Origin of the sequence: Arthrobacter sp. C2 (assembly GCA_024207135.1) — a bacterium.
Lineage (GTDB): Bacteria > Actinomycetota > Actinomycetes > Actinomycetales > Micrococcaceae > Paeniglutamicibacter.
In genome coordinates this window covers 3,643,719-3,655,827 of record CP042428.1, presented here as the reverse complement: position 1 = coordinate 3,655,827, position 12,109 = coordinate 3,643,719, and the positions used below count along the sequence as shown (strand labels likewise).

Annotated in this window: 12 protein-coding genes; 3 read left to right on the top strand and 9 right to left on the bottom strand. The window is 64.8% G+C overall.

Features of this window, described 5'->3' with window-relative positions; all coding sequences use genetic code 11:
• Window positions 1-308: 308 nt before the first annotated feature.
• The 5 genes from FPY90_RS16810 to FPY90_RS16790 all read right to left on the bottom strand — a co-directional run bounded on the left by FPY90_RS16810 (window position 309) and on the right by FPY90_RS16790 (window position 5,831).
• The gene (locus FPY90_RS16810; protein ID WP_083411222.1) at window positions 309-1,064 is read right to left on the bottom strand and encodes a GlgB N-terminal domain-containing protein; all 756 of its coding nucleotides are present in this window, start codon (window positions 1,062-1,064) and stop codon (window positions 309-311) included.
• 244 nt (window positions 1,065-1,308) lie between these two features.
• On the bottom strand, window positions 1,309-2,307 hold the full coding sequence (gene rlmB, locus FPY90_RS16805; RefSeq protein WP_071214869.1) for a 23S rRNA (guanosine(2251)-2'-O)-methyltransferase RlmB: 999 nt from the start codon (window positions 2,305-2,307) through the stop codon (window positions 1,309-1,311).
• 105 nt (window positions 2,308-2,412) lie between these two features.
• Window positions 2,413-3,882: a cysteine--tRNA ligase gene (gene cysS, locus FPY90_RS16800; RefSeq protein ID WP_498682268.1), complete on the bottom strand. Its 1,470-nt coding sequence runs from the start codon at window positions 3,880-3,882 to the stop codon at window positions 2,413-2,415.
• A gap of 54 nt (window positions 3,883-3,936) precedes the next feature.
• The gene (ispD, locus tag FPY90_RS16795; protein WP_498682267.1) at window positions 3,937-5,211 is read right to left on the bottom strand and encodes a 2-C-methyl-D-erythritol 4-phosphate cytidylyltransferase; all 1,275 of its coding nucleotides are present in this window, start codon (window positions 5,209-5,211) and stop codon (window positions 3,937-3,939) included.
• A gap of 137 nt (window positions 5,212-5,348) precedes the next feature.
• Window positions 5,349-5,831, bottom strand: a complete 483-nt coding sequence (locus FPY90_RS16790) for a CarD family transcriptional regulator (protein ID WP_071214867.1) — start codon at window positions 5,829-5,831, stop codon at window positions 5,349-5,351.
• 312 nt (window positions 5,832-6,143) lie between these two features.
• Between FPY90_RS16790 and FPY90_RS16785 the strand changes: the two genes are divergently transcribed.
• On the top strand, window positions 6,144-6,671 hold the full coding sequence (locus FPY90_RS16785; RefSeq protein ID WP_071214866.1) for a hypothetical protein: 528 nt from the start codon (window positions 6,144-6,146) through the stop codon (window positions 6,669-6,671).
• 178 nt (window positions 6,672-6,849) lie between these two features.
• Here the strand turns inward: FPY90_RS16785 and FPY90_RS16780 are convergent, their stop codons facing one another.
• Window positions 6,850-7,530: a response regulator gene (locus FPY90_RS16780; protein WP_071214865.1), complete on the bottom strand. Its 681-nt coding sequence runs from the start codon at window positions 7,528-7,530 to the stop codon at window positions 6,850-6,852.
• Window positions 7,527-8,744 carry a sensor histidine kinase gene (locus FPY90_RS16775; protein WP_286135363.1) on the bottom strand — a complete coding sequence of 406 codons (1,218 nt, stop codon included), beginning with the start codon at window positions 8,742-8,744 and terminating at the stop codon, window positions 7,527-7,529. The genes FPY90_RS16780 and FPY90_RS16775 overlap by 4 nt, the downstream gene beginning before the upstream one ends.
• Window positions 8,745-8,925: 181 nt before the next feature.
• On the opposite strand from FPY90_RS16775, the gene phoU reads away from it, so the two are divergent.
• On the top strand, window positions 8,926-9,585 hold the full coding sequence (phoU, locus tag FPY90_RS16770; protein ID WP_071214864.1) for a phosphate signaling complex protein PhoU: 660 nt from the start codon (window positions 8,926-8,928) through the stop codon (window positions 9,583-9,585).
• A 208-nt stretch (window positions 9,586-9,793) separates the two neighbouring features.
• On the opposite strand, the gene FPY90_RS16765 is transcribed toward phoU, so the two are convergent.
• Both FPY90_RS16765 and FPY90_RS16760 read right to left on the bottom strand, forming a co-directional pair.
• Window positions 9,794-10,096: a DUF4193 domain-containing protein gene (locus FPY90_RS16765; RefSeq protein WP_071214863.1), complete on the bottom strand. Its 303-nt coding sequence runs from the start codon at window positions 10,094-10,096 to the stop codon at window positions 9,794-9,796.
• A 307-nt stretch (window positions 10,097-10,403) separates the two neighbouring features.
• On the bottom strand, window positions 10,404-11,147 hold the full coding sequence (locus tag FPY90_RS16760) for a phosphoglyceromutase (protein WP_071214918.1): 744 nt from the start codon (window positions 11,145-11,147) through the stop codon (window positions 10,404-10,406).
• An 86-nt stretch (window positions 11,148-11,233) separates the two neighbouring features.
• Here FPY90_RS16760 and FPY90_RS16755 point away from each other — a divergent pair, with 86 nt between their 5' ends.
• Entirely contained in the window at window positions 11,234-12,091 is an 858-nt protein-coding gene (locus FPY90_RS16755; protein ID WP_071214862.1) for an SAM-dependent methyltransferase, read from the top strand.
• Window positions 12,092-12,109: the final 18 nt, after the last annotated feature.

Here is a 12,109-nt window from a genome sequence, read left to right as displayed (position 1 = left end):
TTCGAACCCGGAGTCAAATCGACTTCCGAAATTCATTTGGAATTCTTTGCATCCGCCTTCCGCTGCTCTCCCTTTCGGGCTACGCTGCGGGGCTCGGTGCGAGAAACAACTCTACGCGCAACCCGCCCGAATGTCCAAACGCAGGCTTTCTTCGCCCTGCGAAGCGTGCAAACCGCAGAATCACGGGGAATCTCGGTCATATAACGGCCCAAAACCAGCACAAATTGCCAAATTGGATTCCTGTGAACTGGCCCACAGCATTTGCCGGTCCGTGGCGGGTGGTCATTGCATTGAAAATTCCTGCATTCCTAAGCTTCGAATCCCTCGGGTTGGACCACACAGATGGTGTCCGGATCCTCGGTCGAATAATGGCCAACCGGGTCGGCGTACTCAACCCATGTACCGGTGGGTTCCAGGTACTCGAAACGGTATTTGGCCCCGATGGCCACACCGGGGATGAAGATCTCCCAGATCCCGCTGTTTCCAAGCTTGCGCATGGCGTGGGAGGAACCGTTCCAGATATTGAAGTCGCCGCACACACGTACGGCCACGGCTTCGTCCTGCTTGACCACGAAACCGGTGCCTTCCACCTCCCCCATGGGTGATGAGTAGTGCTGGGGGTGTGCACCAAGCAGGAGTTCCTGCACCTGCACTCCCCCGGTCCTGATTCGATGCAGCTCCATCTCGCCAAGGCGAGGTGTGTGCCGGTACGGATCGTCGACCACCCGTACCCCGTCGGGCTCAATGCGTTGGATCCGGTAATCGGGAACCCGCCCGATCTCCTTGGCTTCAAGCAGGCCCACCCAAATGTCTCCGTGTTCGCGTGCCATGGGAACGATCACGGTTTTGGTCAGGATGTTGATGGCCAGGGCATCGCGTTGCAGGGTCCGGACACCCACATGACCCAAGCGGTTCAGGTGCGGGCCGAGGACCGCATGCGGGGATTTGTCTTCGCCGCGTTCAACCGCTTCCAAGACCTCGGGCCGCACGTGCAATGGTGCACCCAAGGATTCCTCAAGCCGTTGCGGAGCATAGTCGTCGGCATCTAGCTGCGTTGGACCCATGGCGTTTCTCCATCCCTTCGCTGCGACGAGAAGTTCCCCCCCAGCTGCAATCCGGAGCCCGGGGTTCCCTTGTGTCTCACGCTATCGAGAATCGCCAGGCTTGGGAATAGTCCGCTGGGCCGCCACGGGGCACCGGAACCCGCGTTAACGAAGAAAGCGGTCCGACGAATCCTTGCCAGAAACGTCGAACCACTTTCATGAAAGCCTAGCGCCTTCCGGGCAGTGCCCGGTGCACGGTGTTGCCCTACTTGCTGCGCTTGCGCGAAACCTCGTACAGCGTGATGCCAACTGCCATCGATGCGTTCAGCGACTCCATGTTGGAGTTGATCGGGATCGAGACGATCAAGTCGCAGTTCTCGCGCACCAGGCGGGACAGGCCCTTGCCCTCGGAACCCACAACGATGCACAGGGGATCGGTGGCCAGGCCAAGATCCGGAAGCGAAACGTCGCCTTCGCCATCGAGTCCGATGACAAACACGCCGGCTTCCTTGATGCCCTTGAGAGTGGAAGTCAGGTTCGGAGCGCGGGTAACCGGGACACGCACCGCGGCACCGGCGCTGGTCTTCCACGCCGAGGCGGTCATGCCCACCGAGCGGCGCTCGGGAACAATCACCGCGTGGGCGTTGAAGGCCGAGGCCGAGCGAATGATGGCACCGAGGTTGCGCGGATCGGTGATTCCGTCCAAGGCAATGAATAGCGGGGCGTTCTTGATATGGCCCTTGTTGTACTTGGAGATGGTGGCCTTGACGGTTTCCAGCGCATCGGCGTAGTTGTACGGCGGTACCTGAAGAACCAGGCCCTGGTGGATGGCCTCGTCGGTCATCCGGTCCAGTTCAGGCTTGCCGGTTTCCATCACCGGGATGCCGCGCTCGGCAGCGATCTTCAAGACTTCGCGGACACGCTCGTCCACGTCGATACGGATGGCAATGTATAGGGCCTTGGTCGGGATGCCGGCGCGAAGTGCCTCGACGACGGAGTTGCGCCCGGTGACCAGCTCTTCGCTGTTCTTCGAACGTCCTCCGGTGCTGCGGCCACGGGGAGCAGCACCCTTGGCCGGGCCGCGCTTGGCGGCGGAGCGCTCGGCGAGCTCCTTGTTCTTGTACGCCTTGTGGTAGGGGCGGTCCTCGGCCTTGGGCGTGGGGCCCTTGCCCTCGAGTGCCTTGCGGCCATATCCGCCGGTTCCGACGGAGGGGCCCTTCTTGCTCTTGCGTATGGCGCCGGAACGCTTCTGTGCAGCAGACATGATGGTGTATTCCTAGGATCGGGGCGGACGGCACGGCGATTTCACACACCGCCCCGCCCATTTTAGCGACAAAGAACGTCGATTCCTTGCCCTTTGTGGGGCAACTTACGCTTTCAAGCTCCAGCGGGCGCCGTCGGCGGAATCCTCGACCACGATTCCCGCCGCGGCCAGGGTGTCCCGGATGGCATCCGAGCGTGCCCAGTCCTTGGCTTCGCGGGCGGCGGCCCGGTCGGCCAATTGCGCGGCAACCAACACGTCAAGAGCCGAGCTCAGGGCCGAGTCGGCACCGCCGCCGGCCTCGATGGTGTCATCCAGTCCCAGCGCGTAGGTCATGGCCATGACCTGCTGCATTGCCTCGTCCGCGGTATCCATCTCGCCGGCTGCGAGCGCGGTGTTGCCGCGGCGCACGGTCTCGTGCAGGGCGGCAAGCGCCTGGGGCACGTTCAGGTCGTCGTTCATGGCGTTGGCAAACGCCTCGGTGACCTCGAAGTGGTGCATGTCGATGGAGAAGTCGTCGTTCGGACCGACATTGTGGATGCGCAAGAGCGCGTTGGCGACGAAAGTGTCGATGCGCTCGACCGCGGCCGTGGCCTCGGCCAGCGAGTCGGGTCGGTAGTCCAGCTGCGAGCGGTAGTGCGCCTGGCCCAGGAAGTAGCGAACCACGCGCGGGGTGGCCAGTTCCAGCATCTGCGTCGGAGAGATGGTGTTGCCGATCGACTTGGACATCTTCTCGCCCTGGTACGTGACCATGCCGTTGTGCATCCAGAAGTTCGCGAAGTCGTGGCCCGCGGCCATCGACTGGGCCATCTCGTTCTCGTGGTGCGGAAAGCGCAGGTCCAGGCCGCCGCCGTGGATGTCGAAGGCGGTGCCGAGGTACTTGGTGACCATGGCGGAGCATTCCAGGTGCCAGCCCGGGCGGCCGGCGCCCCAGGGGCTCGGCCAGGAGGCAGATTCCGGGTCGGTGTCCTTGTGTCCCTTCCACAGGGCGAAGTCGCGCGGGTCGCGCTTGCCGCGCGGATCGGCGTCCGGGGCACCCTGCATGTCGTCGACGTTCTGGTGCGTCAGCGAGCCATAGGCGGGGAAGGAGCGCACATCGAAGTACACGTCGCCGGAGTCGTCAAGGGCCGGGTAGGCGTGGCCGCGCTCGATCAGCGTGGCAATCAGCTGGTGCATCTCGGTGATGTGGCCGGTGGCGCGCGGCTCGTAGGTCGGCCGGCGCACACCCAGGGTGTCGTAGGCGGAGGCGAACTCCTGCTCGAAGCGGTAGGCCAGGGCGAACCAGGCCTCGTTGGCGAAGTAGTCCTCGTCGCCCTCGAAGTCATCGGCGAAGGAGGCCGCGGACTTTTCGAGGATCTTGTCGTCGATGTCGGTGACATTGCGGACCACGGTGACCTCGAAGCCGCGGTTTTCCAGCCAGCGGGTGAGGATGTCAAAGGCGATGGCGCTGCGCACGTGGCCCACGTGCGGCATGCCCTGGACTGTCGCGCCGCAATAGTACAGCCCGACCTTGCCCTCGATCAGGGGAACGAAGTCCCGGGTCGCTGCCTGCTTGGTGTCGTAAAAACGGATGCTCACCAGTACAGGTTATCCGAGGCGGTCAAACCCCCGGTGCGCTGCCGTCGAGGTGTATCAGGGGCGGACCGAGTACACCAGTGCGGTGGCGTAGGCGGTCAATCCCTCGCCCGTCCCTTCGTAGCCCAATCCGTCCGAGGTGGTGGCGGTGACGCTGACGGGGGCGCCGACAGCCTTGCTCAGCACGGCATCGGCCTCCAGCCGGCGTGCGGCGAACTTGGGGCGGCGGCCCACGAACTGGACGGCCACGTTGCCGATCTCGAACCCGGCCTCGCGCACCAGGCGGGCCGCCTCGGCCAGCAGCGTGGCACCCGAGGCACCGGCGTATTCGGGACGGTCGGTGCCGAAGTGCGTGCCCAGGTCACCGATCCCGGCCGCGGAGAAGAGCGCGTCGCAGGCGGCATGTGCCACGGCATCCCCGTCGGAGTGCCCGGACAGGCCCTGGTCCCCGGGGAAGTGCAGCCCGGCCAGCCACATGGGCCGGGACTCGGACGGATCGGCGACGGCATGCACGTCGATCCCGATTCCGGTGCGCGGGATCAACAGCGGGGCCGGGTGGCCGGTGGGCTCGGTCATCGGGGCTTCCTTCTCTGGATGGCGCAGCAGTATGGATTCGGCCAGGACGAGGTCCGGTTTGGTGGTGATCTTCAGCGCCGCGGCTGCTCCCGGCACGGTGTCCACGCGCTCGCCCAGCATCTCCATCAGCATCGCGTCGTCGGTGATCGCCTCGGCTTCGGCCCGGTCCCGGCCGGCAGCGTGTCGGTGGGCGGCCAGCAGCGTGGGGGCGTGGAAGCCCTGCGGGGTTTGGACCGCGCGCAGCGTTTCGCGGGCGGGGGTGCCGGTGATGTGCGGCTGCCCGTGGCCCGGGTCGGTGGCGACCTGCTTGATGGTGTCCACCACCGGCACCACCGGAATCACCGCGCGGGCCCCGGCAACCAGCGCCGTGGCCACCTGGCGGAAGACCTCCGGCGGGGTCAGGGCGCGGGCCGCATCGTGGATCAGGACCCGTTCGGTTCCCGCGTCCAGGGCAGCAAGCCCGGCCCGGACCGAGTCGTTGCGGGTCTCCCCTCCATCGACGCAGCGTGGTTTCAGCGGATGGCCGGCGGCGCGTGCCGCCAGTTCCGTGTCGCCGCCGGGCAGGACGACAATGACCTGGGTTGCGCAGCCTGCCTGCTGGATGCGGTCCAGTGCGTGCTCAAGCAGCGACCGCCCGGCCAATGGAACCAGTGCCTTGGGGATGCCGAAGCCCAGCCTGGTTCCAGAGCCGGCCGCAACCACAATGATCGCCGTTTGTTGGATCTCTGGCCGGCTTAGAGAAATGGGGGAATTCACGCACCCAAGCCTAGCGGTGTTCGTTTCCCCGTCGGCGATGCCCGGCAGATGGCGGGTTAAATGCCGGTGGGGGTCCGGGGCTCCTTGCGGAGTCCGGACCCCCACCGGGGTTCAAATCAAATAGTGCTGGAAAGCTGCTAGGAAGCCAAGACCTCGTCGAGGACGGTTTCTGCCTTTTCTTCGTCGAGCTTCTTGGCCAGCGCAAGTTCGCTGATCAGGATCTGGCGTGCCTTTGCAAGCATGCGCTTTTCGCCTGCGGAAAGACCGCGGTCGTTGTCACGGCGCCACAGGTCACGAACGACCTCTGCCACCTTGATCACGTCGCCGGAAGCCAGCTTTTCCAGGTTCGCCTTGTAACGGCGTGACCAGTTGGTAGGCTCTTCTGTGAACTCGGCACGCAATACCTCGAATACGTGGTCCAAGCCCTCCTGCCCAACTACGTCGCGCACACCAACGAGATCGACATTTTCTGCCGGAACCTCGATGGTCAAATCACCCTGGGCAACCTTAAGCTTGAGATACATCTTCTCTTCGCCCTTGATGGTGCGCATTTTGATCTCTTCGATCATTGCTGCACCGTGGTGCGGGTAGACAACTGTCTCGCCAACCTCAAAAACCATGTGGATAAACCCCTTTCCCGTTAACCAGTTTATCACGATAATTGGTCAAAACGATTCGGGGCCCTCCCCTACTCCCTAGCAATGGCGCGGTTTTGGCCCTTCCCAAGCGGCCGATCTAGTGCTATGTCAAGCGGTCATTTCGGGTCGGTTCAGTGTCTTGATCAGCGCATTGATGACACTTACGCCGGGGGCCGAATCATACATTCGGAACAAAACCCATTAGGCTAGGGGACGAGAGTGGCTCCCTCGGGTGCAACCCGTGTGCCCACGAGCTCACCCGAACTCGAACCTGATTGAGGAGTTTGTGCCGTGATGACCGCACAGAAGAACCGTGGACGCCGCGTCGTTGCAGCAGCCGCACTGGCCATGTTGACCCTTGGTGTTACAAGCTGTGGCGCCATCAACGAACAAGCGACGACGTTCCAGTACGCCGCATCCGATGGAATCGTGCTCAATGTCGGCGAACTTGATGTCCGCAACCTGATGCTCGTCACCAAGAGCGCCACCGACGAGGCCCGCGTACTTGGCTCCCTGGTCAACAACACCGACACCGCCCAGTCCCTGGAACTGAAGCTGTCGACCGGCTCGGTCACCATTGCGGTCCCCGCCAAGAGCGCCGTCCAGCTGGAAAAGACGGAGAACGAAAAGCTCCTGCCTTCCACCGGAGTGGCCCCCGGAGCCCACGCCAAGGCAACGCTGATTGTTGGACCGAACTCCGATGAGGTCGGTGTCCCGGTGATCGACGGCACGCTCGAGGAATACCGCCAGTACGTTCCGGGCGGATTCGACCCGAGCGTCCTCAACCACTTGACCCCGTCCCCGAAGCCAGCCGAACACTAGGCGGCCCGGGCGCCACGGCGCCGACGGTGGAATTCAAGATTCAAAAGCGATGGGCCCGGAGGAATCCTCCGGGCCCATCGTTTTTGTCGTTAACCGTCGTTGGCCCCAGATGCCCGGGCGAAGCATGCGACGGACCCCGGCTTGGCAGCGCCAAGACGGGGTCCGTCGCACCGGCCGACTAGGCCTCGAACTTGTAGCCCAGCCCGCGCACCGTGACCAGGTGCACCGGGGCAGCCGGCTCCGGCTCGATCTTTGTCCGCAGCCGCTTCACGTGCACGTCCAGGGTCTTGGTGTCCCCCACGTAGTCCGATCCCCAGACCCGGTCGATCAGCTGCCCGCGGGTCAGCACCCGGCCGGCGTTGCGCAGCAGCATTTCCAGCAGTTCGAATTCCTTCAGCGGCATCGGAACCTCCGAACTGCGCACCGAGACGACGTGGCGTTCCACGTCCATGCGCACCGGGCCCGCGGCCACGATGTTGGATACCAGCTCGTCGCCCTCGCCCTGGCGCCGCAGCACCGCACGGATGCGGGCCACCAGTTCCCGCGAGGAGTACGGCTTGGTGACGTAGTCGTCGGCGCCCAGCTCCAGGCCGACGACCTTGTCGATTTCCGAGTCCTTGGCGGTCAGCATGATCACCGGCACCTGGGAGGTGATGCGGATCTGGCGAAACACCTCGGTGCCGGGCTGGCCCGGAAGCATCAGGTCAAGCAGCACCAGGTCGGCGCCGTGGCGCTCGAACTCGGTGACGGCATCCAGGCCGTTCTCGGCCACGCGGACCTCGAAGCCCTCCTTTTCCAGCAGGTACGTCAACGGGTCGGAAAGCGATTCCTCGTCCTCAACCAGCAAAATACGGGTCATCCCCGGCCTCCTTCCGGCAGAGCGCCCGAAGGGCGCGCGCCGTGTTGTATGTGATCGTTCCGCGAGGGAAGCGATCTGTCTTGTTCGCTGGATTCCTCGAGCATCGGAAGGCGCACCGTGAAGGTCGAGCCCTGTCCGGGCTGCGACCACAGGGTGATTTCGCCGCCGTGGTTGGCCACCACGTGCTTGACGATGCTCAGCCCCAGCCCGGTGCCCCCGGTGTGTCGGGAGCGTGCCGCGTCAATGCGGTAAAAACGTTCAAAGATCCGTTCCTGCTCGTCCGGGGCTATGCCCGGGCCCTGGTCGGTGACGGAGATCTGGATCAATCCGTCGCGCGCCCGCAGCCCCACGCCCACGGTCGTGTCTTCCGGGGAGTAGCGGATCGCGTTGTCGATGAGGTTGCGCAACGCCGTCATCAGCAGGTCGCGGTCGCCGAAGACCGCCTGTTCCACGGTGCCGCCCACGGAGATCTTGATGCGCTTTTCCTCGGCCGGCAGCTTGTTGCGGTCCACCGCCTCGGCGAGCACGTCGTTGAGGTCGATGGACTCTCCGGCCTGTACCACGTCGGTGCCCTGCAGGCGGGAGAGCTCGATGATGTCCTGGACCAACGCGGCCAGCCGGGCCGATTCCTTGTGCAGCCGGGTGGTGAAGCGGCGCACGGCAACCTCGTCGTCGGCGGCACCGTCGATGGCCTCGGCCAGCAGCGAGATCGCCCCGACGGGGGTCTTCAGCTCGTGGGAGACGTTGGCGACGAAGTCGTTGCGGACCGCGGCGGTGCGGGTGATTTCGGTGCGGTCGTCGGCCAGCAGCAGGATGTATTCATCCCCCAGCGGGGCGACCCGCACGTGCACGAACATGCTGGTGGCACCCATGGTGCCGCGCTGCAGCTCGAATTCGCGCTCGGCGATCACGCCGTCGGCGCGGACCTTGCGGGCCAGGGCGCGCAGCTCCTCATGGATCAGCGTGTGCCCGCGCACCAGTCCATAGGCATAGGAGGCGGGGTTTGCGCGCACCACCCCGTCGACCTCGTCGAGGATCACGAAGGCGCGGCCAATGACCGAGAGCACTTCGGCGGAACCTTCGGGCAGCGTTGGTTCGCCGACCACGGGCAGCCCGCCGCGGGAGAGCATCGAGCCGCGGTACGCCATGATGCCCACAATGCCCAGGGCCAACCCGACGAGGCCCGCAACCACCGATAGCAAGACATCATTCACGCCTCCTAGCCTAGCCGGGGTTCGAAGCCCGACCCGCGCCAAAGCGGGGAAATCGGCGACTCATTCACCAAACGTTCACCTCGTTCCCCCGGATGATTCACCCGGTGCTGTAACAATGGACATGAACAGTTCCGTCGTCCGTGCCGGACGCGGTGCCCCACCGTAGTGAAAGGACGCCCGCGTGCGTAAGGTTTTCCAGGCCGATCTGCAGCAAATCGGAGAAGAACTCATCGAGATGTCTCGTTTGGTGGCCTCGGCCATGGAACGGGCCTATGAGTCGTTTGCGAATGCGGACATCGAGTTGGCCCAGGAAGTCATCGGCGAGGACGCGAAGATCGATTTCCTGCAGAACCAGCTCGATGAGCGCGCCATCGACGTGCTTGCCCTCCAGGGCCCGGTGGCCTCGGACCTGCGCATGATCGTCGGATCCCTGCGCATGAGCGCCTCGCTGGAGCGCATGGGCGATTTGGCCCGCCACGTGGCCCAGTTGGCCCGCCTGCGCTTCCCGCAGCAGGTGGTCCCCGATTCCATCGCCCCCACCTTCAAGGCCATGGCCGAGCTGGACATCGCGATCGCGAAGAAGGTCGGGGAGTTGCTGGACAGCCGCGATCTGGCCGTGGCACGGGAAATCATCGAGCTGAACACCAAGATCGATGAATTGCATGTCTCGATCTTCAAGGCGGTCGCCGCCCCCGAGTGGAACCACTCCGGGCCGATGACCGCCGACGTCACCTTGACCAGCCGCTACCTGGAGCGTTTCGGCGACCACGGCGTCTCGGTGGCACGAAAGGTCTCCTACCTGGTCACCGGGGAATGGGATCCGGACATCACCGGCTTCTAGCCTTCAAGACGCGAAAAACGCGCCGGGATCGACCCCCACGGGGCCGGGCCGGCGCGTTTTTTGTGCTGCGCCTTGTGCGCTTAAACGCCAAACCGCCACAACCATCCCGCACGCGGACACCCTCGGCACCGAGGACCATTGGCCGTCGATGGGCGGGCGCCGTTGCGCGAAAAAGTGCAGCGGCAGAGCTTGGTGGGCGTTGGCTTCCTTAGCCTTCGCAGTCGCGGCAGTATGCCACGCCATTTGCCTCGCGCGCCAGCAGCGTGCGGTGGCGGATCAGGAAGCACGAGCCACAAAGGAACTCGTCTTCCTTCTGCGGAACGACGGTGACCGTCAGTTCCTCGTTCGACAGGTCGGCACCCGCCAGCTCGACACCGTCAGAGGTGTCTTCCTCATCCAGGTCTCGGGAGACGCTGCGTGCGTCGGGAGCGTTTGCGGACTTGACCGCTTCAAGGGAGGCCTTACGGGCCTCGGCTACGTCTGGCCGGACCTCGTCATAATCAGTTGCCACGAAATGCAATCCTTACGTGATTCAGGGGTACGTCGAGACGACACAGTACAGCATGAACCCGTGTGCGCAAGTGCCAATTCTTCTTTTTAAGCCCGTCGCGCACATTTTGTGATCAGACACACATTCGGGGCGCCTTGGCCCGCCGCATCCGCATGGCGCCGGACACAGTGGGCGGCCTTGCTTGCGGGCTCCGCAAACCGCCAAAAACGCACCTTCCACCCAACGGATCGGGGCCGTGTCCCCCGCCCGCCCGGGCAGGGGACACGGCCCCGAGAATCCCCCTCGGAGGGGAATCTCGTGCTGGACCCTAGCGGCCCTGGTTGGCCACGGCCTTGATGGCGTCGGCCGCTGCGTCCGCATCCAGGTACTGCCCGCCACGGGTGACCGGGGTGAAATCCTCGTTCAATTCGTACACCAGCGGGATCCCGGTGGGGATGTTGAGGCCGGCGATGTCCTCGTCGCTGATGCCGTCCAGGTGCTTGACCAGGGCGCGCAGCGAGTTGCCGTGCGCGGTGACCAAAACGGTCTTGTGCGCGGCCAGGTCCGGCTTGATCTCGTCTTCCCAGTACGGAAGCATCCGCACCAGCACGTCCTTGAGGCACTCGGTGCGCGGTGCGTCGTCGCCCAGGTTGGCGTAGCGCGGATCGTTGATCTGGCTGAATTCCGAGTCGTCGGCCAGGGCCGGCGGCGGGGTGTCGTAGCTGCGGCGCCATTCCATGAACTGCTCCTCGCCGTATTCGGCCAGGGTCTCCGCCTTGTCCTTGCCCTGCAGGGCGCCGTAGTGGCGTTCGTTCAGGCGCCAGCTGCGCTTGACCGGGATCCAGGACAGGTCCGCGGCCTCCAGGGCCAGGTTGGCGGTGATGATGGCGCGCTTGAGCAGCGAGGTGTGCAGCACTGCCGGGGCCAGTCCGGCCTCGGTGAGCAGCTTGCCGCCTCGGGTTGCCTCGGCACGGCCCTGCTCGGTGAGCGTGACGTCGTACCAACCGGTGAACAGGTTCTTTTCGTTCCACTCGCTTTGCCCGTGGCGCAGCAGGATCAGGGTGTAAGTCATGAAACCCATTCTAGGACGCGTGAAGTGCCTTACTTTATTCCGTGACACGCGCGGGTCGCGGCACCGGGCACTTTACGCTTAAGCCAATGGTTCAGAAAGCGACTCGGCTCGGCGGACGGTCGCTGACCGGTCGCCCGCTGGGCAATACGACCCGTGGGACCACCAATCCCAACCGCATGCGCCGCGTGGACCGCTGGATGACCGGGCCCCAGGCCTGGCGCCTGCGCCCCGGAACCACCGGGGCCCCGCCCATTGCGGTGGATCTGGGCTACGGAGCGTCCCCTGCCACGGCCGTCGAGTTCTTCGACCGCGTGCGCTCCGTGTCACCCTTGGCCCAAGTGGTAGGCATCGAGATCGAACCCGAACGCGTGGCCCGCGGAACCGCCCTGCACCTGGAAGGGCTCGACTTCCTGCTGGGCGGCTTCGAGATCCCCATTCCCACGCAGGCCACCGTGATCCGCGCCTTCAACGTGCTGCGGCAATACGACGAGGAAGACGTGGCCGGCATCTGGGAAACCATGGCCGGGCGGCTGACCGAGAACGGCGTGCTCATCGAGGGCACCTGCGATGAGATCGGCCGGCGCAGCTCCTGGGTCGCCGTGACGAAAAACGGCCCGCAGACCCTGAGCATTTCCCTGCGCTTCGGCGCCTTCACCCGCCCCTCCGATGTCGCCGAGCGCCTTCCCAAGGCACTGATCCACCGCAACATCGCCGGCGAACGCATCCACGAATTCCTCGCAGCGGCCGATGCCGCATGGCTTTCCGCCGCACCGCTGGCCTCCTTCGGAAACAAACAGCGCTTCGTGGCCATGTGCCGGGCCCTGCGCGAGAACGGCTGGCCGATCTGCGACTCGGCCTCGCGCTGGCGCCTCGGCGAGCTGACCGTGAAGTGGAAGGCCGTGGCCCCGCGCACCGGCGCCCTGGCCTTGGCGGAACTGAACTAGCCAGCCCCGGATTTCACG